We start from the raw sequence: 25,393 nt of genomic DNA, 5'->3' as shown, positions 1-25,393 counted from the left end.
AAGGGGGGGGCTTACCGTTGTTGCTGGAAGCGAGCGAACGCTTCGCTGTCGGGATACGAGGTCTGCGTACCCAGCGCCATCACCGAGCAGGCCGAATACGCCACTGCCTGCTCCATGGCATGGCGAATCCCGCCATCGCGGTTCCAGTGCTGGATGAAACACCCAATAAACGCATCACCCGCACCGGTGGTGTCACGGGCGATAACCCGCCGGCCCGGAACTTGAAACTCGCCCTCCTCGCCTACGTACAGCGCGCCGTGCTCGCCGAGGGTGACGATCACGTGGCGAATGCCGCTGGCTACCAGGGTTTGCGCCGCGGCGCGGGCCGAGTCCGGCGAGTCCACGGTATGGCCTGTGATCAATGCCAGTTCCGATTCGTTGGGAATCAAGAAATCCAAATGTGCCAGGTGTTCAGCGCTTAAGCCCGGCAGCGCCGGTGCGGGGTTGAGCAGCACGGCGATGCCATGCTGGTGGGCGAATTCGATGGCGTAGTAGACCGTCTCCAGGTTGACCTCCAACTGCAGCACGATCAGCGTGCACTCACGCAGGTCATCGGCGGCCGCATCGATATCGGCCGGGGACAAATACGCATTGGCGCCTTTGACGATCAAAATGCTGTTATGGGAGTCGGCGCGCACAAAGATCGGCGCCACGCCGCTGGACACACCCGGCACACGTTGCACATAACGGGTGTCAATGCCAAAGCGTTGGAAGTTGGCCAATGTGTTATCGGCAAACATGTCGTCACCGACCTTGCTCAACATCACTACATCAGCCCCAAGCTTGGCTGCCGCCACCGCCTGGTTGGCGCCCTTGCCGCCGCACCCCAGGGCAAAGCCCGGCGCTTCCAGGGTTTCGCCCTGGTCCGGCATGCGGTCGATGTAAGTAATCAAATCCACCATATTGCTGCCGATGACTGCGATCTTGCCCATTGCTATTCCACCTTGTTGCGGCACGGCCAGGCAGGCCGCAGCGCTCTTGTTTTGTTATTTAAATAACATTATGTGTGATTATTCAATCTTTATTTCGCGGTGATGGATCAACAGGCACGAAAATGTAGCGTCTATGTAAACCTCACCTTGTGCGTCGCCGGGTCGCTCACTAAGCTGGCCGATCTTTCGCTGTGACCCGGACTTCCCATGCCTCGAACCATTGCCCATCTCGCCTTGTTGCTGGGGCTGATCACCGCTATTGGTCCGTTTGCCATCGACAGCTACTTGCCCGCGCTGCCCACACTGGGTGCCAGCCTGCAGGCGTCACCGGCTGCGGTGCAGATGAGCTTGACGGTGTTCTTCATGATCATCGGCGTGTGCCAACTGTTCTACGGGCCGATCAGCGATGTGTTCGGCCGCAAGCCGCCGATCTATGCCGGCCTGGCGATCTTTGCCCTGGCCAGTGTCGGCTGTGCGCTGGCCCCGACTATCGAAGTGTTGATCGGTTTTCGTGCGCTGCAAGCATTTGGCGCGTGCGCCGGCATGGTCATTCCCCGGGCGATCGTGCGTGACTTGTATACCGGCCACGAAGCCGCACGCTTGATGGCGTTGCTGATGCTGGTGATGAGTGTTTCGCCGATCCTGGCACCGCTGGCTGGCAGCGTGGTGATTTCACTCTGGAGTTGGCGCGAAGTGTTTGCCGTACTGGCGGTGGTGGCCGTGTTGTGCCTGGTGATGACCATTGTGCAGTTGCCAGAAACTCATCCCGCCGAGCGCCGCCTGAACAAGACCCTTCGCGGCGCTATCGGCAGCTACGGGGCGTTACTGCGCGATCCGGTCTTCACCGGTTTGTCGGTGGTGTGTGGTTTTGGCCTGGCGACCTTCTTTGTATTCATTGGCAGTGCGCCGTTCGTTTACATCGAGTATTTCGGCCTGACCCCAACCCAGTTCAGCCTGTGCTTTGCGCTGAACGCCGCGTCATTCTTTGCCATGAGCCAACTGACTGCACGCCTGAGCGCACGCTTTGGCCTGGCGCCGCTGATTCGCTGGTCGGTGGTGGGGGTGGCCATTGTCATGACGCTGCTGGCTGCCACCACGCTGTGGAGCGATAACCTGGCCATGATGATGACGCTGCTGTTTATCGGCTTTGGTTTTCTGGGGCTGTTGCTGCCCGCCGCCGGTGTGTTGTCCATGGAGGATCATGGTGCCGTGGCCGGTTCTGCATCGGCGCTGCTGGGGGCGATCCAGATGATCACAGCCGCAGTATCTATGACGCTGGTCGGCCTGTTCGCTGACCACACTCCGGCACCCATGCTGGTGGGTATCGCGCTGTGTACGGTGGCGGCGATGCTCGTCACCGGGTGGACCTTGCGCCGCTTGCCGGCTCATACGGGCTGACACCATTCGTCGGGCCTGCGCCGCATCCGCTACAACTAACGGCGCCCACCCAACTACTAACTCCATAGCACCCTTAAAGAGCTATGGAGACTGAAATGACCGACTACCCGCGCCCCCCCTTCGCCCCTCAAGCCCAGTCCGTTCCCGGCACCCAGAAGAAAATGGACCCGTACCCCGACTGCGGTGAGAAAAGCTACAAAGGCTCCGGTCGCCTGGCCAACAAGATCGCCTTGATCACCGGCGCCGACAGCGGCATCGGCCGTGCTGTAGCGATCGCGTTTGCCCGTGAAGGCGCCGACGTGGCCATCGCTTACCTGGATGAACATGAAGACGCCAAGGAAACTGCGCGCTGGGTCGAAGAAGCCGGCCGCCAATGCCTGCTGCTGCCTGGCGATATCGCGCAAAGAGCCAACTGCCAGGCGCTGGTGGACAAGACCGTCGAACAGTTCGGCCGTATCGACGTGCTGGTCAATAACGCCGCGTTCCAGATGACCCACGAAACCCTGGAAGAGATCGAGGATGAGGAATGGGTCAAGACCTTCGATATCAACATCACCGCGATGTTTCGTATCTGCAAGGCCGCCCTGCCCCATATGAAAGCCGGCAGTTCGATCATCAATACCAGCTCGGTCAATTCGGACATGCCCAAGCCAACGCTGCTGGCCTATGCCGCCACCAAGGGCGCGATTGCCAACTTCACTGGCGGCCTGGCGCAGTTGCTCGGCGACAAGGGCATCCGCGTCAACAGCGTGGCACCGGGGCCGATCTGGACGCCGCTGATTGTGTCGACCATGCCCGATGAAGACGTCAAGAGTTTTGGCAGCGAAACCCCGCTGGGGCGCCCTGGGCAGCCGGTGGAGGTGGCGCCGATCTATGTGTTGTTGGCGTCGGATGAGGCCAGTTATATCTCTGGCTCGCGGTACGCCGTGACCGGTGGCAAACCCATTCTCTGAACCTCCCAATCAATCTGGAAATTACAAATCAAACCGATCCACCGCCCGCCGCCGCTCATTGTCGTCACGCACGTCGTAGCTGGCGGTGGTCTGGATATTGGTGTGGTGCGCCAGCTTCTGTGCAATCGACAAATCATGCTCCTCAATCACCCGTGTGATGAACGAGCGGCGGAAATCATGGGGCATGATCTTCACTCCTACCTGATCACCGCGCTGGCGGGCAATGTAGTAAATCGCATGCTTGGTAATGCGTTCGCGGGTGATATGGCTGCCCCGTCGAATGCGATTGAACAGAAAGGTGTCGTCCTGCTCGCCTTCCTTGAGTTGCTCGCGACGAAACTCCAGCCAGGCCTGTAGCTTGGCGAACGCCCAGTCTGGCGCGTATTTGACCAGTTCCTTGTTCCCCTTGCCGATCACCCGCAGGCTGCGCTCTTCAAAGTCGATCTGCGCCAGGTCGAGGTTGACCGACTCTGACTTGCGCATCCCCGAGCCATACAACAAACCGATCACCGCGGCGTCCCGCAGGCCCTGGGGGCGTGGGTCGGCGGCACAGACGTCGAGCATTTCGCGGATCAACGTGCGACGCAGGTTGCGACCCTGCCCCAGGCGTGTACCAGGTGCGGCCTTCACCGAGCGCATCTTCAGCAAGTGATCCTGGCTGATCAAGCTCATGCGCCACGCTTCATTCATCACCCCACGCACCGCATTCACATACAACGAAGAAGTATTCGGCGCGTAGCCGTCCTCGCGTAATGCGGCCACCAATGCGATGACGTGTTCCGGTTGCAGCAGGTGCCAGTCAATCTCTTCGAGGTTGAGGTCTTCGAAGCCCAGGCGGTCAGCGGCGTCCTGCAGCACGTAGCGCATGGTCAGTTGGCTGGAGGGAGCCAGGCGGGTGAGGTAGAGGGTCAGCGGGTTGCGGATAGACTCAGTCAAAATAGATCAGCCTTTGGATTAAATACATCTAACAACTCATTGATTAATAGATGTATTTAGTGAATTGGCGAAGGCTGAGTCTAACCCAGGAGCGGCCCAGGCACCAAATTACGGCGCCGATTCGTCGTCCTCGATGGGTTCTTCGGGCTGGGCCTGGGATTGACTCCAGTCGGCGTCCTGCTGCTGCATCAGCGCAAACCAGTGGTGACGCATAAAGGCGAGGTAGGCGCCCGGCGCCTTGGCAAAGTCCTTCTCGTCGCCATAGCAGCCTGGCAGCGGTAGCTCAGTGCCCTGCTCCTTGTACTGGCTGACCAGCGCCTGCTGTGCCGCGACACTGCAGTCGGTGGGCAATGGCATGCCGCGCAAGGCCCCGGCATCCTCATCCCACCAACTGGCGCCCACGCGGTCGAGGCCGCGCAGACGATACTTCTCAGACTTGCCGACGTGCATGATCAGCTTGAATTCGTTAGGGCTGACATCACTGGTACAGGTACGCGAATAACCCACCGTAGCCTGGGTATTGCCGTCGCCCAGCAGGTCGGTGACCTTGGTAGCCGCACGGTCAAAGCGCAGCCCTGCATCGAATTCGCAATGCTCCACGTCGTCGTACAGCATCCAGACCCGCTTGGGGCGGTCGCCACCGAGCACGTACTGTGCCGCGTAGACAAACGCCGATTGAGTGCCATCGTCATCCCGCTCGCTGACCTGTTCGGCAAGTACCAGCAGGTTTTTGCCTTGGCGGTCGTCCCACGTATAGGCGGCGACCTGTTTGCCGCGTACTTCCACGCCTTCCGGCACCTGCTCGATGCTGGTCAGTGCGACCCCGTCATCGGCCCGCACACTGGTGACACAGGCCACCGCCATCAACAATCCCATCAGTGCGGGCCGCAACTGGCCGCGTAAAAGTTGCACGCTATTCATCCGACTACCCTGGCAAGAGATGGCTTACTTTACCGGCACTTGAGCGCCAATGCAGAGAAGTTTGTTGAATGACATTCGTTCGCCGGGCCCGCTCGTTCAGATTGAACCAAACGCCCTGCACGACGCTCCTATCTCGCTGGCTGACGGCTACATGTAACGCCCTGATTACTTAGCTGAACCCTAGCTGTCTACCTGTCAAATAAACGAGTTTTTCATCCGCCTTTCATATTCGTTGCACATTTTTGCGCTTAACCTTGTAGGCAGAACTTCAGTGCAATCCGTGGTTTACCTACTAACCTGTTGATTACGCTTTATCTTTAGCGCCGCCTTGTAATCTGCGGGCTGTAGTTTTGCCCAACAATTGCTGCTGTTTTCACGCGTCAAGTTGCTCTAGCCCGAGGTCATGAATCTTTGAAACCCTACCCTATTCATTGCGTGTCGATCGTTATCCCGGTCTACAACGAACAAGAGAGCCTGCCTGAACTGCTGCGCCGCACTACGGCAGCCTGCAAGCAACTGGCCTACGAATACGAAATCATCCTGGTGGATGACGGTAGCCGCGACAATTCGGCCCAACTGCTTGAAGACGCTGCGGCTGAAGAAGGCAGCCATGTGGTGGCGGTGATCCTCAACCGCAACTACGGCCAGCACGCCGCGATCATGGCCGGCTTTGAGCAGTGCCGGGGCGAAGTGGTGATTACCCTCGACGCCGACCTGCAGAACCCGCCGGAAGAAATCCCGCGCCTGGTAGAGCAAGCTGCCCTGGGCTATGACGTGGTCGCCACTGTGCGCAACAATCGTCAGGACTCCGCCTTCCGCCGCTGGCCCTCGCGACTGATCAACCTGGCCGTGCAACGCTCCACCGGCGTGGCCATGAGCGACTACGGCTGCATGTTGCGCGCCTACCGCCGCACCATCGTCGACGCCATGCTCGCCTGCCGTGAACGCAGCACCTTTATCCCGATCCTGGCCAACGGCTTTGCCCGCCATACCACGGAAATCCTCGTGCACCACGCCGAGCGCGAGCACGGTGAATCCAAATACAGCGCCATGCGCCTGATCAGCCTGATGTTCGACCTGCTGACCTGCATGACCACCACGCCATTGCGCCTGCTGTCCATCGTCGGCTTCAGCCTGGCGGCCCTGGGCGTGCTGTTCGCCTTTGCGCTGATCTTCATGCGCCTGGCCTTCGGTGCCGACTGGGCGGGTGACGGTCTGTTCGTGCTGTTCGCCGTGCTGTTCGTGTTCACCGGTGGCCAGTTCATCGGCATGGGCCTGCTGGGCGAATACCTGGGCCGCATGTACAGCGATGTCCGCGCCCGCCCGCGTTTCTTTATTGAAAAAGTGCTGCGCAACCAACCGGCAGCACCGGCTCCAGTCGTCGTGGTTGACGGCTTGGTGTCTTCCCACACTTCTACTTCTCCTTCCGATCAGGTTTCGTCATGAATTCAAAAGCTGTTGTCTTCGCTTACCACGATATTGGCTGTGCAGGCATTGAAGCCCTGCTCGGTGCGGGTTACGAAATTGCTGCCGTGTTCACCCATGCCGATGACCCCAAGGAAAACAACTTCTACGGCTCCGTCGCCCAGCTCTGCGCGCGCAACGGCATCCCGGTACACGCCCCGGAAGACGCCAACCACCCACTGTGGATCGAGCGCATCGCCAAGCTGAACCCGGAGTACATTTTTTCCTTCTACTACCGCAACCTGCTGAGCGACCCGCTGCTGGCCACCGCCCGCAAAGGCGCGTTCAACCTGCATGGCTCGTTGCTGCCTAAATACCGTGGCCGCGCCCCGGCCAACTGGGTACTGGTCAATGGCGAAACCGAAACCGGCGTGACCCTGCACCGCATGGTCAAGCGTGCCGATGCCGGCGCCATCCTCGCCCAGCAGAAAGTCATCATCGACCGTACCGACACCGGCCTGAGCCTGCACGCCAAGCTGCGTGATGCCGCCGCGGCCCTGCTGCGCGACGCGCTGCCACAGCTGGCCCAGGGCAAGCTGACGGAAACCGCCCAGGATGAAAGCCAGGCCACCTACTTCGGCCGCCGCACCGCCGCCGATGGCAAGCTGGACTGGAAAAACCCTGCCGAAACCCTGTTCAACCTGGTTCGCGCCGTGACCCAACCATACCCGGGCGCCTTCTGCGCCGTTGGCGAGCACAAGCTGATCGTATGGCAAGCCGAAGTGGTCAAGGGCAACGACGGCCTGGCGCCTGGTCGCGTGATCAGCGTCAACCCGCTGCGTATTGCCTGCGGTGAAGATTCCCTGGTGGTCAAGTTTGGCCAACGCAATGAAAACGGTCTGTACCTGGCCGGTCCGGCGCTGGCCGACGAACTCGGCCTGGTGGACGGCTCCGTGTTGCGCGGCGCTGAGTCCGGCCGCAAGCCACGTCGTACCCGCGTGTTGATCCTGGGCGTGAACGGTTTTATCGGTAACCACTTGTCCGAGCGCCTGCTGCGTGACGACCGTTATGAAATCTACGGCCTGGACATCGGCTCCGACGCCATCGAGCGCCTGCGCAGCCACCCCAACTTCCACTACGTGGAAGGCGACATCAGCATTCACTCCGAGTGGATCGAGTACCACATCAAGAAATGCGACGTGGTCCTGCCGCTGGTGGCCATCGCTACGCCAATCGAATACACGCGTAACCCGCTGCGTGTGTTCGAGCTGGACTTCGAAGAAAACCTGAAACTGGTGCGCTACTGCGTCAAGTACAACAAGCGCGTGATCTTCCCGTCGACCTCCGAAGTGTATGGCATGTGCCAGGACCAGTACTTCGACGAAGACACCTCCAACCTGGTCGTCGGCCCGGTCAACAAGCAGCGCTGGATCTACTCGGTGTCCAAGCAACTGCTGGACCGCGTGATCTGGGCCTACGGCGACAAGGGCTTGAATTTCACCCTGTTCCGTCCGTTCAACTGGATGGGCCCACGCCTCGATCGCCTGGATTCGGCTCGTATCGGCAGCTCCCGCGCCATTACCCAGTTGATCCTGAACCTGGTTGAAGGCACCCCGATCCGCCTGTTCGACGGTGGTGAGCAGAAGCGTTGCTTCACCGACATCGCCGACGGCATCGAGGCCCTGGCCCGTATCATTGATAACGACAACGATGTCTGCAACGGCCAGATCATCAACATCGGCAACCCGGAAAACGAAGCGAGTATCCGTCAGTTGGGCGAAGAGCTGCTGCGTCAGTTCGAGGCTCACCCGCTGCGCCACAACTTCCCACCGTTCGCGGGTTTCCGCGACGTGGAGAGCAAGGCGTTCTACGGCACCGGTTACCAGGACGTGGCCCACCGCAAGCCAAGCATCGAAAACGCCAAGCGCCTGCTGAACTGGGAGCCGACCGTGGAGATGAGCGAAACCATCGGCAACACGCTCGACTTCTTCTTGCGCGAGGCCATGCTCGAAATCGCCCAGTCTATTGACGAAGCCAAATAATGAAGGCAGGTCTTCGCATCGACGTCGATACCTACCGCGGCACCCGTGAAGGTGTGCCACGGTTGCTCGAATCCCTGGATGAAGCCGGGGTGAAGGCGACGTTCTTCTTCAGTGTCGGGCCGGACAACATGGGGCGCCACTTGTGGCGCCTGATCCGCCCGCAATTCCTGTGGAAGATGCTGCGCTCCAACGCCGCCGGCCTGTATGGCTGGGACATCTTGCTGGCCGGCACCGCCTGGCCAGGCAAGCCGATTGGCCGTGACCTGGGGCATCTGATGCGCCAGGCCAAGGCCGCCGGGCATGAAGTCGGCCTGCACGCCTGGGACCACCATGGCTGGCAGGCCAACACCGGGCGTTGGAGCGAGGCGCAGTTGGTCGAGCAGATTCGGCGTGGTGTGCAGACCTTGAGCGACATCCTGGGCGAACGTATCGACTGTTCCGCGGCCGCCGGTTGGCGTGCTGATGAGCGGGTGGTGCAAGCCAAGCAAGGGTTCAACTTTCGCTACAACAGTGATTGCCGGGGCACCAGCCTGTTTCGACCGACCTTGGCCGATGGCAGCGCGGGCACCCCACAAATTCCGGTAGACCTGCCGACCTTCGACGAAGTCGTCGGGCCGGTGGTGGCTGCCAAAGACTTCAATAGCTTCATTCTTGACCGGTTCAGCGCCTCGAAGCTGAACGTCTACACGATCCACGCAGAAGTAGAAGGGATTCTGATGGCCAATGATTTTCGCCAGTTGCTCGCCCAGGCAGGGCAGCGCGGCATCGAGTTCAAAACCCTGGGCGAGCTGTTGCCGGCGGATGTGACCACCCTGCCCCAGCAACAGCTGGTGCGCGGCGTATTGAGCGGCCGTGAGGGTTGGCTGGGGGTTCAGCAGGCATGATCCGCCGTTGGGCTTTGCCCCTGCTCCTGCTGGCGTTTGCTGTGTTCTACCTGCTGCCGCTGGCGACCCATGGTCTGTGGATTCCGGATGAAACGCGTTATGCGCAGATCAGCCAGGAAATGCTGCTGACCGGCAAGTGGGCCTCGCCGCACTTCATGGGCATTCGCTACTTCGAAAAACCCGCTGCGGGCTACTGGATGATTGCGCTGGGCCAGGCGATCTTCGGGCAGAACCTGTTCGGCGTGCGGTTTGCCTCGGCCTTGAGCACCGGCTTGAGCATCCTGCTGGTCTACCTGGTATCCCGCCGGCTGTGGAACGACCCGCAGAAAACCCTGGTCAGTACCGTTCTGTACATGAGCTTCGTCAGTGTGGCGGCGCTCGGCGGCTATGCCAACCTGGACCCGCAGTTCACCTTCTGGGTCAACCTGACCGGTGTTGCGTTGTGGTTCTGCTTCGACAGCACCACGCGGCGCGGCCGCCTGTGGTCCTGGGCCCTGCTGGGCCTGGCTTGCGGCATGGGTTTCATGACCAAGGGCTTCCTGGCGTGGTTGCTGCCGGTATTGATCGCCCTGCCCTACGCCCTCTGGCAGAAACGCTTGGGTGAATTGTTCAGGTTCGGCGTCGTGGCCGTGGTGGTAGCGGTTGTTGTCAGCGTGCCATGGGCATTGGCCGTGCACCTGCAAGAGCCGGACTACTGGAACTTCTTCTTCTGGCACGAGCATATCCAACGCTTTGCCGGTGAAGACGCCCAGCACGCCGAGCCATTCTGGTATTACCTGCCACTGCTGGTGGCGTTCGCGCTGCCATGGATCGCGCTACTGCCGTCTACAGCGAAAGAGGCCTGGCTGCAAAAGCGCGTGCCAAAAACGGCGTTCCTGCTGCTATGGCTGCTGATGCCCCTGGCGTTTTTCAGCCTGGCCAAGGGCAAGCTTCCCTCCTACATCATGCCGTGCATGTTGCCCCTGGCTTTACTGATGGGCTCGACCCTGAGCGACAAGCTGACTCAGGGCCGTGGGCGCGTCCTGCGCATCAACGGCGGGTTGAACCTGGTGTTGGGGGTGCTGGCCCTGCTCGCACTCAGCTGGTTCCAGTTGAAAAAGCCCGTGTACGAACACGGCGAGGAAACTCTCAGCCTGGTGCTGGTGTTCACCTTTTTGTTTGGTTGGATCGTCGTCAATCTGCTGCAAGCGGCACGCCCTTTGAAATTGTGGGCCGCACCACTGATCGGCAGTGGGTTACTGGTGGTCTTGGTGCCCGCGGCGTTGCCCCATTCGGTGGTTTATAACAAGACCCCGGACCAGTTCATCATTGATCACCTCGCAGAACTGCAGCCCACCGTCGCTCTATTGAGCAATGACCTGGGCGCCGCCTCGGCGCTGTCATGGCGCCTGAAACGCCCAGACATCACGCTGTACAACACCTCTGGCGAGGTCAAGTACGGCTTGACCTACGCGGACACGGCCCCGCGCCTCGTGGACCGTAACGCGATCCAGGCGTGGATGGCAGAAACCCGTCGTACCGGTGCTGTTGGCGTGGTGATGCGCGTCAATAGCGCGGGCGAAAAGGAAGAACTTGCGCTGCTGCCTGCCGATGGCAAGCGCTATGCGCAGGGCAAGATCGTGATCCTGATCTTCCCGCAGGTCGCGCCATGATCACCCTGCTGCTTTTACTCACGGCCTGCCTGCTCACCTGCATGGGTCAGGTCTCGCAAAAGTTCGCCGTGGAAAGCTGGCGTGACATGCCAGACGGCTGGGCGTTGAAACTGCGTTCGCCTTGGTTGTGGGCAGCGCTGGTGTGCCTGGGCCTGGGTTTGCTGGTGTGGCTGCTGGTGTTGCAACGCCTGGAAGTGGGCATTGCCTACCCGATGCTCAGCCTGAATTTTGTACTGGTCACGCTGATGGCGCGCTGTGTGTTTCACGAACCCATCGATGGCCGTCATTGGCTGGGTGTTGCGCTGGTGATTGCCGGCGTTGTCCTGCTGGGGCGCCAGGTATGAGCCGCTTACGGGGCTTCGCCCTGGCGCTGGGCAGTGTCGGCCTGGTGAGTGCGGCCCAATTGGGCATGCGCTGGAGCATGACACGCCTGCCCTTGCCCACCGAATGGCTGGCAGCCTTCACCGGTAACAGCATCGACTTGGCAGCCCTGGGTGTGGTGAGCCTGGCGATCATCGCCTATGCGCTGTCGATGCTCTGCTGGCTCGGCGCGCTGAAGCATTTGCCCCTTGGTCGTGCCTATTCGCTGCTCAGCATCAGCTATGCGCTGGTTTACCTGCTGGCCGCCAGCCTGCCGGTGTTCAACGAAGATTTTTCGCTTTCAAAAACCCTGGGGGTGGCCTTGGTCATCCTCGGTGTTCTGGTTATCAACTCTCGTCGTGCTAGCACCTCAAGTCCCAGGAATACCCCATGAAAATCAGTGTATTTGGTAGTGGTTACGTTGGTCTGGTACAGGCCACTGTATTAGCCGAAGTCGGTCACGATGTCATTTGCATGGACGTTGACAAGAGCAAGGTCGAAGCGCTCCAGAAAGGTCATGTGACCATCTTCGAGCCGGGTCTTGCTGCCATGGTCAAGGACAACCTGGAAAGCGGCCGCCTGCACTTTACCTACGACGAAAAACTCGCTGTCGAGCATGGTGAAGTACTGTTCATTGCAGTGGGCACGCCGTCAGATGAGGACGGCTCGGCCGATCTCAAATACGTGCTGTCGGTGGGTGACGCCGTGTCCCGCCACCGTGTAGAGCCGGTGATCCTGGTGGAGAAATCCACCGTGCCGGTCGGCACGGGCGACACCTTGCGCGCCCATATCGAAAAGAACCTGCATAGCGCGGGTCGTCACCTGGATTTCGATATTGTCTCCAACCCGGAATTCCTCAAGGAAGGCTCGGCCGTTGCCGACTGCCGCCGCCCGGACCGCATCATCATCGGCTGCGAACGTGAAGAGGTGCGTGATGTGATGCGCGACCTGTACGCGCCATTCAACCGCAACCACGACCGCATCATCTTCATGGACCTGCGCAGCGCCGAGCTGACCAAGTACGCCGCCAACTGCATGCTGGCCACCAAGATCAGCTTCATCAACCAGATCGCCGAATTGGCCGAACACCTGGGGGCCGACATTGAAGCGGTGCGCCTGGGCATCGGTGCCGACTCGCGGATCGGCTACCACTTCATCTACCCGGGCTGCGGCTATGGCGGCTCGTGCTTCCCCAAAGACATGCGCGCCTTGATCCACAGCGCCAAGCAAGCCAACTGCTCCAGCGACCTGCTGGAAGCCGTGGAAGCCATCAATCAGCGGCAGAAGAGCAAGCTGTTCGAGCGCATCAACGCGTTCTTCAAGGGCAACCTCAAGGGCAAGACCTTCGCGCTGTGGGGCCTGGCCTTCAAGCCCAACACCGATGACATGCGTGACGCGCCGAGCCGCGTGCTGATGGAAGCCCTGTGGGCCGCCGGCGCCAACGTGCGCGCCTTCGACCCGGAAGCCATGCAGGAAACCCAGCGCATCTACGGCGACGACCCACGCCTGATGCTGATGGGCACTCCGGAGTCCACGCTGGGCGGCGCCGATGCGCTGATCGTGTGCACCGAATGGCAGCAATTCAAGGCGCCGGACTTCGACCTGATCCATGACCGCTTGAAAACACCGGTGATCTTCGACGGCCGCAACCTGTATGACGGTGAACGTCTGACGCGCAAAGGCTTCAAGTATTTCCCCATCGGCCGTGGCGATTCCTGCGAGTTGCCGATTCCCCAGCAAAACTGGGTGCAACAGGTCAGGGATGTCGGCTAGGTGAACAAGGCTTTCCCATCCCTGCAGAGTGCAACGATCCGCCGCCAGTCGCTGGGGCTTGGGCTCCTGGCGCTGGTGCTGTTCATCGTCGGCAACTGGCACCAGGCAATCATCGGCTTCGACTCGCGCTTCGTGATGTTTGCCCAGGAGATGCTGCGCCATGGGCCAAGCTTTTTCCCCACCACTTACGGCCAGCCGTATGCCGACTACCTGGCGACATCGACCCTGCTGACCTGGCTGCTGTCGTTGCCGTTCGGCCAGGTGACAAGCCTCACAGCATGGCTGCCCACCGCTGTCGCGTCGGCGCTGATCGTGGTGCTGGTGTATCGGCTGACCGCGCCCTATTCCGCTCGCTGGGGTTTGCTGAGTATTGCGCTGTTGCTGCTCAGCAGTACCTTTATCAGCGAAACCCGTGCGGTCTCCCTCGACCAGATGCTCGCCGCCGTGGCCTTGGCGGTGTTCTACCTGGGTTATGCCCATGATCACTTTGCTGCGGCCAAGCGCCTGCACTGGGTGTTTGTGTTGCTGCTGCTCGGGTTTGCGATCCGTGGGCCGATTGGCTTGGTGATCCCCACCGGCATGCTGTGCAGCTATTACCTGATCAACCGGCAATGGCGCCAGCTGTTCAGCTTCGGCCTGCTGGCATTGGCGCTGCTGGCGGCGTGTGTGGGCCTATTGCTACTGCTGGCCAAGCTCAGCGGCGGCGAAGACTTCATGCACGACGTGATTCGCATGCAGTTCCTTGGGCGCATGGACGGCAGCGAAGGCTCCGGCGGCGTGTTGTATTACTTCACCAGCTCCATGGGCAACTATGCCCTGGCCTATCCGTTGGCGGTGTTGGTGCTGCTGGCCGTTGTGATGGGGGGGCGGCGCGCGCCGGACCCCGCGTTGAAACTGGTGCTTTATTGCACGGCGGCGGGTGTGTTGGTGATGTTGGGCTTGTCGGTGCCTCAGGCCAAGAAGGCGCGCTACATCCTGCCGATGTTGCCGTTTGCAGCCATCATCGCCGCGTACCCTTTCCAGGTGACTCAAGGCCGTATCTTTGCCTGGCTGCGCGGCCTGATGCTGGGTATCTGGACGCTGCTGCCGACACTGTTGGCAATCGGCCTGGTGATGGCGCGACGGCGTTATCCAGAAGCACTGGCCAGCCTCGAGCTGATCTTCGTCGTGCTTGGGGGGCTTCAGGTGCTGGCATTGCTCGCGCTACTCAAGCCCCGGCTACGCACGTACGGCCCAGCCTTGGCCGCGGTGCTGGCCCTCTGGACAACCTACATCATGGTGGTTGAACCCCTGGAGCGGCGGTTGTACGACACCCGCACGTTCAGTCTCGCCGTCAAGGCCCAGGTCCTGCAACAACCGGCCCCGGTGGTGCTGCACGCGTTGGGCAAAGACGCGAAAGCCATCAAGTTCATGGTCAACTTCGATTGCGACAAGGTACCGCTGTTTACCCAACTGCCCATCGAACTCAAACCGATCCAGGCGCCGGCATGGTTGATCATGAGCCAGGCTGACTTTGACGCGTTGGACGATCCACGCCTGCGTTCGATCACCCCGACGCTCACGGGGGAGTTCGACAAGAACCCTTATGTGCTGCTGCATCTGGCAAAAACCTCGGCGCCTTGAGCGGTTTTCCAACGGCATCGTAAGAAAGAACGCCCACTCTTAAACCAGTGGGCGACTTTCATCAAAGGTACCGAGAAAACACCTACGTTTCTTTGCGTAATGGCTGGTGCACTTTCCCTTCCTGCGCTTGGAACCCGACTGTAGACTCGCTGCCACAGTGCGCTAAGTATCTACTACCCGCTCGATCGTCAGGGCTGATCCGCAAATGCTTGGATCAAAGGCACTCCATCACAAGGACGCGGTAGGCTGCCCACGCGCGATGGCTTACTTCATTAAGAGGACAATGCCGTGCGAGAGGAACTGTTGAATGTACCTTTACCGAGACTCGATCGTTTAATGGAGTTGCGCGACGCACTGGTGGCGCTGAAGGGACCTCTGGCCGAGGACCTCAAGCTGCGCGAAGACCTGCAGGAACGCCTGTTCAATGAAGAGGCCAATAGCCGTGTGCTGGGTAAAGTCTGCGGCACCGCGCCGACCATGGCAGGCCCGATTACATTCGGCGATGCCCTTTAACTGCATTACTTTTGCATTCAACCCTCATTAATATGCAGTGGCGCCAGCGCATCAACACCGGCACACTGCGTCATGTTCCTCCCCCAAATGTTGGAACCTTCTAAGGGCTGTCCCGGGAAACCAGGCAGGCCTTTTTTTTCGCCCGCCGTTTATGGACCGTCTTTCAATGCTCGCTCGCTGGATACCCGCTGCAATCAACACCCGCCCCGCTGAATGGAGCCGTGCAGCCATCGGCATGGCCTTGGGCACGCTACTCAGTGTCTGGGCCTGCGCCCAGGTATACGGCATGGAAGTCGCGCTGCACCTGCTCGGCCCCCTTGGCGCTTCGGCCGTGCTGTTGTTTGCGGTGTCATCGGGTGCGCTGGCCCAGCCGTGGTCGATCATCGGCAGTTATCTGTGTGCTGGCGTCGTGGCGTTGCTGGTCGCACGGGTACTGGGGCGTACCTTGGGCAGCGCGTGCCTGGCGGCAGGCATGACGGTGATCCTGATCTGTTGGTTACGCTGCCTGCACCCGCCGGCCGGTGGCCTGGCCATGACTCTGGTGCTGGCCGACCCCGCATCGATTGCCCTGGGCTGGCAGGAGCTGGCGCCCGTCATGCTCGGCGCCGGCGCCCTGCTAGCGTGCGCGCTGGCCTACAACAATGCCACGCGCACGCGTTATCCCAAAGGGTTGGGCGAGCCTGCCCCTGTCGTCTTGGGCTCTACCGCACCCGTCAGCGACGCGACGATCACCGCGGCCGACCTCAAGTTGGCGTTGGCTGAGATGGAGCAGTTCTACGATGTCGAACCCACAGAGCTGGAGCAACTGATCCACGCAGCAGAAGGCCATGCCCGTCGTCGCAGTATCGGTGAAGTCCTGGCCCGCCGCGTGGTTTGATGCGCACTGCATAAATGCAACAACGACCTGCATGATTCCGGGTTGTACTGGGCAAATTTGCACTGGTACGATCGCGAGAAGGTTCGACCGCGAACATCTTGATAAAGAACAATAAAAGCAGGGAGTTAGAGATGACTGCTCAGGTTTCATCCGAAGCAAGCCACGCCGAGGTTCACCCGCAGGACGTATTGGCGCAGGTGCGTAACCATCTCGGCCACCTCACCCTCAACCGCCCCGCCGGCTTGAATGCCATCACCCTGAACATGGTGCGCCAACTGACCGCCCAGCTGCAGGATTGGGCCGACGATCCGCAAGTTCATGCCGTGGTACTGCGCGGCGCCGGCGAGAAAGCCTTCTGTGCCGGTGGCGACATCCGTTCGCTGTACGACAGCTTTAAGCAGGGCGACACCCTGCACGAAGATTTCTTCGTGGAGGAATATGCCCTCGACCTGGCCATCCACCAGTACCCTAAACCCGTGCTGGCACTGATGGACGGGTTCGTCCTCGGTGGCGGCATGGGCCTGGTGCAAGGCGCCGATCTGCGGGTCGTCACCGACCGCAGCCGCCTGGCGATGCCGGAAGTGGCCATCGGTTACTTTCCGGATGTGGGCGGTAGCTACTTCCTGTCGCGTATTCCTGGTGAACTGGGGACTTACCTGGGCGTGACCGGTGTGCAGATCCGCGCGGCGGACGCCCTGTATTGCGGGCTGGCTGACTGGTATATCGACAGCGCCAAGCTCATCGACCTCGACCAGCAACTCGATAGCCTGCAATGGCACGGCTCGCCTCTCAAGGATCTGCAAGGTGTGCTCGCCAAGCTTGCCGTACAGCAGTTGCCCGACCCGCCCTTGGCGACCTTGCGCCCGGTCATCGACCACTTCTTCGCCCTGCCGGACGTGCCGAGCATTGTCGAGCAATTGCAGGCAGTTACCGTCGCCGACACCCATGAGTGGGCGCTGAATACTGCCCATCTGATGCAAACCCGCTCGCCCCTGGCCATGGCCGTGACCCTGCAGATGTTGCGCCGTGGCCGCCATCTGCCGCTGGAGCAGTGCTTTGCCCTGGAGTTGCACCTTGACCGGCAGTGGTTCAAGCGTGGCGACCTGATCGAAGGGGTTCGCGCGCTGATCATCGACAAGGACAAAACCCCGCACTGGAACCCGCCCACCCTCAATGCGCTGGATGCCAGCCATGTCGAGAGCTTCTTCCGTGACTTCGTGCAGAGTGGGGATTAACCATGCAAGATCTTGAATATACAGAAGAACAAGTGATGATCCGCGATATGGCGCGGGACTTTGCCCGTGGCGAAATCGCCCCCCATGCCCAAGCCTGGGAAAAAGCAGGCTGGATCGATGACGGGCTGGTGGCAAAGATGGGCGAGCTGGGGCTGCTCGGCATGGTGGTCCCGGAGGAATGGGGTGGCACCTACGTCGACTACGTAGCCTACGCGCTGGCCGTGGAGGAAATTTCCGCGGGTGACGGCGCCACCGGCGCCCTGATGAGTATCCATAATTCAGTGGGTTGCGGGCCGATCCTCAACTACGGCACACAAGAGCAGAAACAAACCTGGCTGGCCGAACTCGCCAGCGGCCAAGCCATCGGCTGCTTCTGCCTGACCGAACCTCAGGCCGGCTCCGAAGCCCATAACCTGCGTACTCGTGCTGAGTTGAAAGACGGTCAGTGGGTGATCAACGGCGCCAAGCAATTTGTCAGCAACGGCAAGCGCGCCAAGCTGGCCATCGTGTTTGCAGTGACCGACCCGGAACTGGGCAAGAAAGGTATTTCGGCGTTCCTGGTACCGACCGACACGCCGGGGTTTGTGGTCGACCGTACCGAACACAAGATGGGCATCCGTGCGTCAGACACCTGTGCCGTCACCCTCAACCAATGCAGCGTGCCCGAAGCCAACCTGTTGGGTGAGCGCGGCAAGGGCCTGGCCATTGCCCTCTCCAACCTGGAAGGCGGGCGCATCGGTATCGCCGCCCAGGCCCTGGGCATTGCCCGCGCTGCCTTTGAGGCGGCGCTGGCCTACGCCCGTGATCGGGTGCAGTTCGATAAGGCGATCATCGAGCATCAGAGCGTGGCCAACCTGCTGGCCGATATGCAAACCCAGCTGAACGCCGCGCGCCTGCTGATCCTCCATGCTGCACGCCTGCGCAGTGCCGGCAAGCCGTGCTTGTCCGAAGCCTCCCAGGCCAAGCTGTTCGCCTCGGAGATGGCCGAGCGGGTCTGCTCCAAGGCGATGCAGATCCATGGCGGGTATGGGTATCTGGAGGATTACCCGGTGGAGCGTTACTACCGGGATGCGCGGATCACGCAGATTTACGAAGGCACCAGCGAGATTCAGCGGATGGTGATTGCCAGGGAGCTGAAGAATTACCCGTTCTAATTGACAAAAACTGTGGGAGGGGCGTGACAGCCGAGCGGGATGTTGGGTTTTTGACCGAGTACATATCCGTTATTTAGGTAACGGCCACTATTGGTTCCGCTCTTACAGCGGCTCACTTTTGGAGGGACCGGAATGCCGGCCCAGCCAAAAGTAAGCAAAAGGTCCTCGCCCCACCACTCGGTGCCTCGCCTAGGCTCGGCATGCCCTCACTCCGGCTTGAATCCGTGGGCCGCCGCAATGGGCCATCCATGGCCCAATGCGGCTAACCCGGCGTCCTGCCGGGTTACCCACGGATTCAAGCCTGCGTTCGGCCAGCGTGGTTTAACGGGGCGCTTGAGATCAAGATCAAGATCAAGAGCGACTCGCTTCGCATCGTTGATACGCTGGCGGCGCTTCTGCTTTTCCGTGGGAGCGGGTCAGTTAAGCGAACGAAATGCTCAAGGCAGCGAAGATCAAATGTGGGAGCGGGCTTGCTCGCGAAGGCGTCGGCCCAGCAAACATAGATGTTGACTGACCCACCGCTTTCGCGAGCAAGCCCGCTCCCACAGGGGGTACGCATACGCCTCAACGATCAGGTCGGCTATAAGGCCGCCTCGCTGTGTTTTTGATTTTGATCTGAGGCGCCCCGTTAAACCACGCTGGCCGTAATTCGATATTGATTTGGGGGGTAAACCGGCAGGGATGCCGGTTTAGCCGCCCCGCGCCATGGATGGCGCGTGGCGGCGGCCCCCCAAATCAATGTCGGATTACGGGCACACCGAGCCTAGGCGAGGTGCCGAGTGGTGGGGCAAGAGCCCTTTGGTTACTTTGGGGCTCTTTTCCAAAGTGACCCGCTGTAAGAGCGGAACCAATAGCAGCCGTTACCGCAGCAACGGATATGTACTCAGCCCAACCACCCCATGTTGTAGCGACCTTGCTATTTATCCTTGAACACCGGCGCCCGCTTGGCCACAAACGCAGCCATGCCTTCCTTCTGATCCTGGGTCGCGAACGCCGCATGGAACACCCGGCGCTCAAAGCGCACGCCTTCGGACAGGCTGACTTCAAAGGCGCGATTCACACTTTCCTTGACCATCATGCTGATCGGCACCGATTTGCCAGCGATCAGGGTGGCGACTTTCAACGCTTCTTCCAGCAGCTCATCGGCCGGCACGATGCGCGCCACAATCCCGCAGCGTTCAGCTTCCACCGCATCGATAAAACGCCCGGTCAGGCACATTTCCATGGCCTTGGCTTTGCCCACCGCCCGGGTCAGGCGCTGGGTGCCGCCCATGCCTGGCAGCACGCCGAGGTTGATTTCCGGCTGGCCAAACTTGGCGCCGTCACCGGCCAGGATAAAGTCGCACATCAACGCCAGCTCGCAGCCGCCGCCCAGGGCGAAGCCATTCACGGCAGCAATGATCGGCTTGCGGCGGTTGGCCACGCGGTCGCTGTCGCTGAACAGGTCGTCCAGGTAGATTTGCGGGTAGGTCAGCTCGGCCATTTCCTTGATGTCGGCACCGGCGGCAAAGGCTTTCTTCGAGCCGGTCAGCACGATACAGCCAATCTCGGGGTTGGCTTCCAGGCTGTCCAGCGCCTGGTTCAATTCGCTGACCAGTTGCGCGTTCAAGGCGTTGAGCGCCTGGGGACGGTTGAGGGTAATCAGCCCGACACGGCCCTGGACGTCAAGCAAGATGGTTTCGTAACTCATGTATCGGCTCCTTAAAGATTGCGTGAGATGACCATGCGCTGAATATCGCTGGTGCCTTCGTAAATCTGGCAGACCCGCACATCGCGGTAGATCCGCTCCAAGGGGAAGTCGCTCAGGTAACCGTAACCGCCCAGGGTTTGCAAGGCGGCAGAACAGACTTTTTCGGCCATTTCCGAGGCAAACAGCTTGGCCATGGACGCCTCTACCAGCGCCGGCTTGCCGCTGTCGCGCAGGGCCGCGGCGTAATGCACCATCTGCCGGGCGACGGCAATTTGCGTGGCCATGTCCGCCAGGCGAAAGGCCACGGCCTGGTGTTCGATCAGCGGCTTGCCGAAGCTTTCACGCTCACGGGCATAGTCGCGGGCCGCTTCGAAGGCGGCGCGGGCCATGCCCACCGATTGCGATGCGATACCGACGCGGCCACCTTCCAGGTTGGCCAGGGCGATCTTGTAGCCCTCGCCCTCCTCGCCCAGGCGGTTGGCCACCGGCACCCTCACATCCTCAAACAGGATCTGGCAGGTATCCGAGGCATGTTGCCCAAGCTTGTCTTCAACCCGCGCCACGCTGTAGCCCGGTGAATCGGTAGGCACGATAAACGCACTGATGCCACGCTTGCCCGCTGCTGGATCGGTGACCGCGAACACAATTACAACCCCGGCGTTTTGCCCGGAGGTGATGAACTGTTTGCAGCCATTGAGCACATAGTGATCGCCTTCAAGGCGCGCGCGGGTTTTCAGGCTGCTGGCATCGGAACCGGCCTGGGGCTCGGTCAACGCGAAAGCACCCAGCATGGCGCCGCTGGCCAGAGGCGTGAGGAACTCGGCTTTTTGCTGATCATTACCGAACTTGAGGATCGGCACGCAGCCCACCGAGTTGTGCACGCTCATGATCGTCGAGCAGGCACCATCGCCTGCGGCGATTTCTTCCAGGGCCATGGCGTAGGCCAGGTAGCCGGTGTCGCAACCGCCCCACTGTTCCGGCACCAGCATGCCGAAAAAGCCCAGCTCGGCCATTTCAGCGATGGCTTCCTTGGGAAAGCGATGCTCGCGATCCCACTCGGCGGCGAACGGTTTCAAGCGTTCCTGGGCGAATTGCCGGGCGGCGTCGCTGATTTGCAGTTGTTCGTCATTGGGCAGCATAAGTCATCCTCAGTACAGGCATTCAACGGCCATGGCCGTGGCTTCACCGCCGCCAATGCAGATGGCTGCGACGCCACGCTTGAGGCCCTTCTGGCGCAGGGCCGACAGCAGCGTCACCAGGATCCGCGCGCCCGAGGCACCAATCGGATGGCCCAGAGCGCAGGCGCCGCCATGCACATTGACCTTGTTATGGGGAATCTCCAACTTACTCATAGTCACCAGACTGACCACAGCGAAGGCTTCGTTGATTTCGAACAGGTCGACTTCCTCAAGGGTCCAGCCAGTCTTGCTCATCAATTTGCGGATCGCGCCCACCGGCGCCACCGGAAACAGCCCTGGCTCATCAGCGAACGCCGCATGCCCATGGATCACCGCCAACGGTTTGAGGCCGCGTTTGTGCGCCTCGGACTCGCGCATCAGCAACAGCGCCGCTGCGCCATCGGAGATCGAGCTGGAGTTGGCCGCCGTCACGGTGCCGCCTTCACGGAACGCCGGTTTCAGGCTGGCAATCTTGTCCAGCTTGGCCTTGGGTGGCTGTTCATCGTGGAGGATGGTTTTCTGCTCTTTGCCCACGGTGACCTGCACCGGGACAATCTCGGCGGCAAAGCTGCCGTGGGTGATGGCCTCCTGCGCACGGGTCAGGGACGCGATAGCGAAGGCGTCCTGGGCTTCTCGGGTAAAGCCGTTGTGCTCGGCACAGTCCTCGGCAAAGGTGCCCATCAGGCGGCCTTTGTCGTAGGCGTCTTCCAGGCCATCGAGGAACATATGGTCCAGCACCTTGCCGTGGCCCATGCGGTAGCCGCTGCGCGCACGGTCCAGCAGGTATGGCGCGTTGGACATGCTCTCCATGCCGCCGGCAATCACCACGTCGACGCTGCCGGCGCGCAATGAATCGTGGGCAAGGATCGTTGCCTCCATGCCGGAACCGCACATTTTGTTGAGCGTGGTGCAACGAGTGGCCTTGTCCAGCCCAGCGCCGAGGGCGGCCTGGCGCGCAGGTGCCTGCCCGAGCCCAGCCGGCAGCACGCAGCCAAACAGCACTTCGTCGACGGCATCGGTGGCGATACCGGCACGTTCGACGGCGGCACGAATCGCGGCCGCGCCCAGTTGCGGTGCGGTCAGGCTCTTGAGGTCGCCCTGGAACCCGCCCATGGGCGTGCGTACGGCGCTGACAATAACGATTGGGTCATTCATACAGGTGGCTCCTTACTTGGCGGCCATACGCAAGGCACCGTCGAGACGGATCACCTCGCCATTGAGCATGCTGTTTTCAAGGATATGCCGCACCAGCGCGGCATATTCGGCGGGTTTGCCCAGGCGTGGCGGAAACGGCACGCCGGCGGCCAGGGACTCGCGTACTTCCGGGGTCATGCCGGCCATCATCGGCGTTTCGAAAATGCCCGGGGCGATAGTCATTACCCGAATCCCGAAGCGTGCCAGTTCCCGTGCGGCAGGCAAGGTCAGGCTGGCAATCGCGCCCTTGGAAGCGGCATACGCCGCCTGGCCGATCTGGCCATCGAACGCCGCCACCGAAGCGGTATTGATGATCACACCGCGTTCGCCGTCGGCATCCGCTTCGGTTTCGGCGATCGCCGCAGCGGCCAGGCGCAACAGGTTGAAGCTGCCGATCAGGTTGACGTTGACCACTTGGGCAAAGCTGGCCAGCCCATGGGGGCCATTTTTACCGAGGATTTTTTCGCCGCGGACTACACCTGCGCAGTTGATCAACCCATGCAAACCGCCAAACGCCTCGACAGCCGCGTTAACGGCCGCTTCGGCAGCGGCTTCCTGGCTGATATCCGCCACGGCGCTGCGGGCGTTGTCGCCCAGTTGCCTGGCCTTGGCGGCGACCGCGTCGGCGTTCAAGTCCACCAGCATCACCTTGGCACCCGCAGCTACCAGCATTTCAGCGGTGGCCGCGCCGAGGCCCGAAGCACCGCCGCTGACCAGGAAGACCTTGTTTTCAATCTGCATCATTGGTTCCTTTCAAAGGGATCAAGCCAAGGCCGCCTGGGCCTTGGCTATTTCCTGATTGCGTAAAATAAAGCGTTGCAGCTTGCCGCTCGGGGTCTTGGGCAAGTCGCTGACAAATTCGATTTCTCGTGGGTAAGCGTGGGCTGCCAGACGTTGGCGCACATGCAGGCGCAGCTCTTCGGCCAATTGCGGGGTGGCGCGGTATTGCTCGCTGATCACCACGAAGGCTTTCACCAGCTCGGTGCGTTCCGGGCAAGGCTTGCCGACCACGGCGGCCTCGATCACGGCCGGGTGTTCGACCAGGGCGCTTTCCACATCGAACGGGCCCACGCGGTAGCCGGAGGTGGTGATCACGTCGTCGCTGCGCCCGACAAAACTGATGCTGCCGTCCGGGTTCAGCTCCACCGTATCGCCGCTGAGGTAATACTTGCCGACAAAGGCCTTGGTCTTCACGCCCTCATACCCGGCGAACCAGCACATCGGCGATTGCTCGCGGTCGATGGCAAGAATGCCGGGCTGGCCGGCGGGCAATTCCTGATGGCCGTCATCCAGCACTACGATGCGGTGCCCTGGCGAGGCAAACCCCGCCGAACCCACATGCACCGGGTGCGTCAGGCCATGGTGATTGCACAGCACCATGCCCAGCTCGGTCTGGCCGTAGTGGTCGTGGATGGTCACGCCCAGGTTATCGGCGAACCAGCGGATCACTTCCGGGTTCAACGGCTCGCCGGCACTGCTGACGATGCGCAGCTTGCCCTTGATCGCACGGGCGAACTGCTCACCGCCGGCAATCAACAGGCGGTACGCGGTGGGCGAGCCAGTCAGGTTGGTGATCCCGTATTTATTGATGACTCGGCAGGTGCTTTCCACGGTGAACGGGCCATCGTAGAAGGTAATCGGATGCCCCATGGCCAACGGCCCGGTCACGCCGAAATAGATGCCATAGGCCCAGCCCGGGTCAGCGACGTTCCAGAACGCGTCATCGGGGCGCAGGTCCACGGCGTCACGGGTGTAGCTCTGGAACGCGACAATCGCCTTGAGTGGCACCGACAGCGCCTTCGAGGGGCCGGTGGTGCCAGAGGTGAACATCAGCAGGAACGGATCATCCGCACTCAGCAGCACCGGCTCACAGACGTTGGAGTGGTTGGGCAGTTCGGCCCAGAAGCTGTAGTCGCCGCGAACGATGCCTTCGCCCTTGGCACCGGCGACTGTGACGATGGTCGGGCAGCCAGCGACTTCGGCCAGCTTGGGGCGGTTCACCGCGTCGGTGACCACCAGTGCTGCGCCGGAGCTGTTCAGGCGATGTTCAATGGCCTTGGGGCCGAACGCGGTAAACAGCGGCTGGTACACCGCGCCGATGCGCCAGGTGGCAAGCACCACCACCAGCAGTTCGGCCGTGCGCGGCAGCAGACCGGCGACCTTGTCACCCCGCTTGACGCCCTGGGTCAGGAGGAAGTTGGCGAAGCGTGCGGCTTGGTCCTGCAGCTCGGTAAAGGTCGACGTGGCGCTGCGCCCGTCCTTGCTCTCCCAGAACAATGCGATGCGCCCAGGCAGCGCGTGGCGATCACAGCATTCCACGCATGCATTCAGCGCCTGCAAGTTGCCGGCCAGTGCGGCGTCGACGGTGTGCTGGTAATCGAACTCGGTGGTGGCAGCCAAATATTCACGCATCGCTTCAAATCCTTCTGTGTTTTTATTTTCAGGACGTTTTCGAGCAGGTAAATCGGTTGAAATAGTCGCTCTAGAGGGCTGCAGCGACAATGGTCAAAGCTTTCAACTTGGCTGACTGGTTTGGCCAAGCCGTCGTAAGGGCGCAACCCATAGCTACCGTTACCGCAGGAATGGATATTTACCCGGCCTGATCCAATATCCTGGTCGGCTGCCAGGCCGCCATGCAAGCTATCATCGATCCCACTGATCAACCGGTCGATCC

22 protein-coding genes are annotated in these 25,393 nt (G+C 61.0%); 14 read left to right on the top strand and 8 right to left on the bottom strand.

Translation table 11 applies throughout. From position 1 onward, the window contains the following. Window positions 1-11: 11 nt before the first annotated feature. Window positions 12-932, bottom strand: a complete 921-nt coding sequence (gene rbsK, locus JFT66_RS04690; RefSeq protein WP_198858865.1) for a ribokinase — start codon at window positions 930-932, stop codon at window positions 12-14. A gap of 207 nt (window positions 933-1,139) precedes the next feature. Here rbsK and JFT66_RS04685 point away from each other — a divergent pair, with 207 nt between their 5' ends. Both JFT66_RS04685 and JFT66_RS04680 read left to right on the top strand, forming a co-directional pair. After that, window positions 1,140-2,330, top strand: coding sequence for a multidrug effflux MFS transporter (locus JFT66_RS04685; protein ID WP_198858864.1), 1,191 nt, complete (start codon window positions 1,140-1,142; stop codon window positions 2,328-2,330). Window positions 2,331-2,425: 95 nt separating this feature from the next. After that, the gene (locus JFT66_RS04680; protein ID WP_198858863.1) at window positions 2,426-3,283 is read left to right on the top strand and encodes an SDR family oxidoreductase; all 858 of its coding nucleotides are present in this window, start codon (window positions 2,426-2,428) and stop codon (window positions 3,281-3,283) included. 21 nt (window positions 3,284-3,304) lie between these two features. On the opposite strand, the gene JFT66_RS04675 is transcribed toward JFT66_RS04680, so the two are convergent. Both JFT66_RS04675 and JFT66_RS04670 read right to left on the bottom strand, forming a co-directional pair. Continuing rightward, window positions 3,305-4,219, bottom strand: coding sequence for a site-specific integrase (locus tag JFT66_RS04675; protein ID WP_034119587.1), 915 nt, complete (start codon window positions 4,217-4,219; stop codon window positions 3,305-3,307). A gap of 108 nt (window positions 4,220-4,327) precedes the next feature. Then, window positions 4,328-5,140 carry a M949_RS01915 family surface polysaccharide biosynthesis protein gene (locus tag JFT66_RS04670; protein ID WP_198858862.1) on the bottom strand — a complete coding sequence of 271 codons (813 nt, stop codon included), beginning with the start codon at window positions 5,138-5,140 and terminating at the stop codon, window positions 4,328-4,330. Window positions 5,141-5,551: 411 nt separating this feature from the next. On the opposite strand from JFT66_RS04670, the gene arnC reads away from it, so the two are divergent. The 12 genes from arnC to JFT66_RS04610 all read left to right on the top strand — a co-directional run bounded on the left by arnC (window position 5,552) and on the right by JFT66_RS04610 (window position 18,657). After that, window positions 5,552-6,586 carry an undecaprenyl-phosphate 4-deoxy-4-formamido-L-arabinose transferase gene (gene arnC / locus JFT66_RS04665; protein ID WP_153839711.1) on the top strand — a complete coding sequence of 345 codons (1,035 nt, stop codon included), beginning with the start codon at window positions 5,552-5,554 and terminating at the stop codon, window positions 6,584-6,586. Then, the gene (arnA, locus tag JFT66_RS04660; RefSeq protein WP_198858861.1) at window positions 6,583-8,586 is read left to right on the top strand and encodes a bifunctional UDP-4-amino-4-deoxy-L-arabinose formyltransferase/UDP-glucuronic acid oxidase ArnA; all 2,004 of its coding nucleotides are present in this window, start codon (window positions 6,583-6,585) and stop codon (window positions 8,584-8,586) included. The genes arnC and arnA overlap by 4 nt, the downstream gene beginning before the upstream one ends. Continuing rightward, the gene (gene arnD / locus JFT66_RS04655) at window positions 8,586-9,470 is read left to right on the top strand and encodes a 4-deoxy-4-formamido-L-arabinose-phosphoundecaprenol deformylase (RefSeq protein WP_034119591.1); all 885 of its coding nucleotides are present in this window, start codon (window positions 8,586-8,588) and stop codon (window positions 9,468-9,470) included. Before arnA ends, arnD begins: the two co-directional genes overlap by 1 nt. Then, complete coding sequence (gene arnT, locus JFT66_RS04650; protein WP_198858860.1) at window positions 9,467-11,122, top strand: lipid IV(A) 4-amino-4-deoxy-L-arabinosyltransferase; 1,656 nt, start codon at window positions 9,467-9,469, stop codon at window positions 11,120-11,122. The genes arnD and arnT overlap by 4 nt, the downstream gene beginning before the upstream one ends. Then, the gene (gene arnE, locus JFT66_RS04645; protein WP_198858859.1) at window positions 11,119-11,466 is read left to right on the top strand and encodes a 4-amino-4-deoxy-L-arabinose-phosphoundecaprenol flippase subunit ArnE; all 348 of its coding nucleotides are present in this window, start codon (window positions 11,119-11,121) and stop codon (window positions 11,464-11,466) included. Before arnT ends, arnE begins: the two co-directional genes overlap by 4 nt. Continuing rightward, window positions 11,463-11,876: a 4-amino-4-deoxy-L-arabinose-phosphoundecaprenol flippase subunit ArnF gene (gene arnF, locus JFT66_RS04640; RefSeq protein ID WP_198858858.1), complete on the top strand. Its 414-nt coding sequence runs from the start codon at window positions 11,463-11,465 to the stop codon at window positions 11,874-11,876. Before arnE ends, arnF begins: the two co-directional genes overlap by 4 nt. Continuing rightward, on the top strand, window positions 11,873-13,255 hold the full coding sequence (locus JFT66_RS04635) for a UDP-glucose dehydrogenase family protein (RefSeq protein WP_198858857.1): 1,383 nt from the start codon (window positions 11,873-11,875) through the stop codon (window positions 13,253-13,255). Before arnF ends, JFT66_RS04635 begins: the two co-directional genes overlap by 4 nt. After that, entirely contained in the window at window positions 13,256-14,878 is a 1,623-nt protein-coding gene (locus JFT66_RS04630; RefSeq protein WP_198858856.1) for an ArnT family glycosyltransferase, read from the top strand. Window positions 14,879-15,181: 303 nt separating this feature from the next. Further along, complete coding sequence (locus tag JFT66_RS04625) at window positions 15,182-15,391, top strand: type VI secretion system contractile sheath small subunit (protein WP_267910985.1); 210 nt, start codon at window positions 15,182-15,184, stop codon at window positions 15,389-15,391. A 166-nt stretch (window positions 15,392-15,557) separates the two neighbouring features. After that, a complete protein-coding gene (locus tag JFT66_RS04620; protein ID WP_153839706.1) occupies window positions 15,558-16,268 on the top strand; it encodes an HPP family protein in 711 nt (236 codons plus the stop codon). 131 nt (window positions 16,269-16,399) lie between these two features. Next, entirely contained in the window at window positions 16,400-17,503 is a 1,104-nt protein-coding gene (locus JFT66_RS04615; RefSeq protein WP_198858855.1) for an enoyl-CoA hydratase/isomerase family protein, read from the top strand. 2 nt (window positions 17,504-17,505) lie between these two features. Next, complete coding sequence (locus JFT66_RS04610) at window positions 17,506-18,657, top strand: acyl-CoA dehydrogenase family protein (protein WP_034119599.1); 1,152 nt, start codon at window positions 17,506-17,508, stop codon at window positions 18,655-18,657. A 916-nt stretch (window positions 18,658-19,573) separates the two neighbouring features. Here the strand turns inward: JFT66_RS04610 and JFT66_RS04605 are convergent. From JFT66_RS04605 to JFT66_RS04585, 5 genes are read right to left on the bottom strand one after another with little or no spacing between them, the layout of a single operon-like run. After that, on the bottom strand, window positions 19,574-20,347 hold the full coding sequence (locus JFT66_RS04605; RefSeq protein ID WP_034119601.1) for an enoyl-CoA hydratase: 774 nt from the start codon (window positions 20,345-20,347) through the stop codon (window positions 19,574-19,576). Window positions 20,348-20,358: 11 nt separating this feature from the next. Continuing rightward, window positions 20,359-21,486 (bottom strand): acyl-CoA dehydrogenase, encoded by a 1,128-nt coding sequence (locus JFT66_RS04600; protein ID WP_153839703.1) that lies wholly within the window; start codon window positions 21,484-21,486, stop codon window positions 20,359-20,361. Window positions 21,487-21,495: 9 nt separating this feature from the next. Further along, on the bottom strand, window positions 21,496-22,680 hold the full coding sequence (locus tag JFT66_RS04595) for an acetyl-CoA C-acyltransferase (protein ID WP_198858854.1): 1,185 nt from the start codon (window positions 22,678-22,680) through the stop codon (window positions 21,496-21,498). Between the two features lie 12 nt (window positions 22,681-22,692). Continuing rightward, on the bottom strand, window positions 22,693-23,460 hold the full coding sequence (locus tag JFT66_RS04590) for an SDR family NAD(P)-dependent oxidoreductase (protein ID WP_198858853.1): 768 nt from the start codon (window positions 23,458-23,460) through the stop codon (window positions 22,693-22,695). A 21-nt stretch (window positions 23,461-23,481) separates the two neighbouring features. After that, window positions 23,482-25,131 carry an AMP-binding protein gene (locus JFT66_RS04585; RefSeq protein ID WP_153839700.1) on the bottom strand — a complete coding sequence of 550 codons (1,650 nt, stop codon included), beginning with the start codon at window positions 25,129-25,131 and terminating at the stop codon, window positions 23,482-23,484. Between the last annotated feature and the right edge of the window lie 262 nt (window positions 25,132-25,393).

This window comes from Pseudomonas sp. MF6755 (assembly GCF_016405635.1).
GTDB lineage: Bacteria > Pseudomonadota > Gammaproteobacteria > Pseudomonadales > Pseudomonadaceae > Aquipseudomonas > Aquipseudomonas haemolytica.
Note: the sequence above shows the minus strand (reverse complement) of the source record. Positions and strands in the feature narration are given on the sequence as shown.

Coding starts and splice junctions, on each gene's coding strand:
- rbsK (WP_198858865.1), bottom strand. CDS start 932: ATGGGCAAGATCGCAGTCATCGGCAGCAATATGGTGGATTTGATTACT.
- JFT66_RS04685 (WP_198858864.1), top strand. CDS start 1,140: ATGCCTCGAACCATTGCCCATCTCGCCTTGTTGCTGGGGCTGATCACC.
- JFT66_RS04680 (WP_198858863.1), top strand. CDS start 2,426: ATGACCGACTACCCGCGCCCCCCCTTCGCCCCTCAAGCCCAGTCCGTT.
- JFT66_RS04670 (WP_198858862.1), bottom strand. CDS start 5,140: ATGAATAGCGTGCAACTTTTACGCGGCCAGTTGCGGCCCGCACTGATG.
- arnA (WP_198858861.1), top strand. CDS start 6,583: ATGAATTCAAAAGCTGTTGTCTTCGCTTACCACGATATTGGCTGTGCA.
- arnD (WP_034119591.1), top strand. CDS start 8,586: ATGAAGGCAGGTCTTCGCATCGACGTCGATACCTACCGCGGCACCCGT.
- arnT (WP_198858860.1), top strand. CDS start 9,467: ATGATCCGCCGTTGGGCTTTGCCCCTGCTCCTGCTGGCGTTTGCTGTG.
- arnE (WP_198858859.1), top strand. CDS start 11,119: ATGATCACCCTGCTGCTTTTACTCACGGCCTGCCTGCTCACCTGCATG.
- arnF (WP_198858858.1), top strand. CDS start 11,463: ATGAGCCGCTTACGGGGCTTCGCCCTGGCGCTGGGCAGTGTCGGCCTG.
- JFT66_RS04635 (WP_198858857.1), top strand. CDS start 11,873: ATGAAAATCAGTGTATTTGGTAGTGGTTACGTTGGTCTGGTACAGGCC.
- JFT66_RS04620 (WP_153839706.1), top strand. CDS start 15,558: ATGCTCGCTCGCTGGATACCCGCTGCAATCAACACCCGCCCCGCTGAA.
- JFT66_RS04615 (WP_198858855.1), top strand. CDS start 16,400: ATGACTGCTCAGGTTTCATCCGAAGCAAGCCACGCCGAGGTTCACCCG.
- JFT66_RS04610 (WP_034119599.1), top strand. CDS start 17,506: ATGCAAGATCTTGAATATACAGAAGAACAAGTGATGATCCGCGATATG.
- JFT66_RS04605 (WP_034119601.1), bottom strand. CDS start 20,347: ATGAGTTACGAAACCATCTTGCTTGACGTCCAGGGCCGTGTCGGGCTG.
- JFT66_RS04600 (WP_153839703.1), bottom strand. CDS start 21,486: ATGCTGCCCAATGACGAACAACTGCAAATCAGCGACGCCGCCCGGCAA.
- JFT66_RS04595 (WP_198858854.1), bottom strand. CDS start 22,680: ATGAATGACCCAATCGTTATTGTCAGCGCCGTACGCACGCCCATGGGC.
- JFT66_RS04590 (WP_198858853.1), bottom strand. CDS start 23,460: ATGCAGATTGAAAACAAGGTCTTCCTGGTCAGCGGCGGTGCTTCGGGC.
- JFT66_RS04585 (WP_153839700.1), bottom strand. CDS start 25,131: ATGCGTGAATATTTGGCTGCCACCACCGAGTTCGATTACCAGCACACC.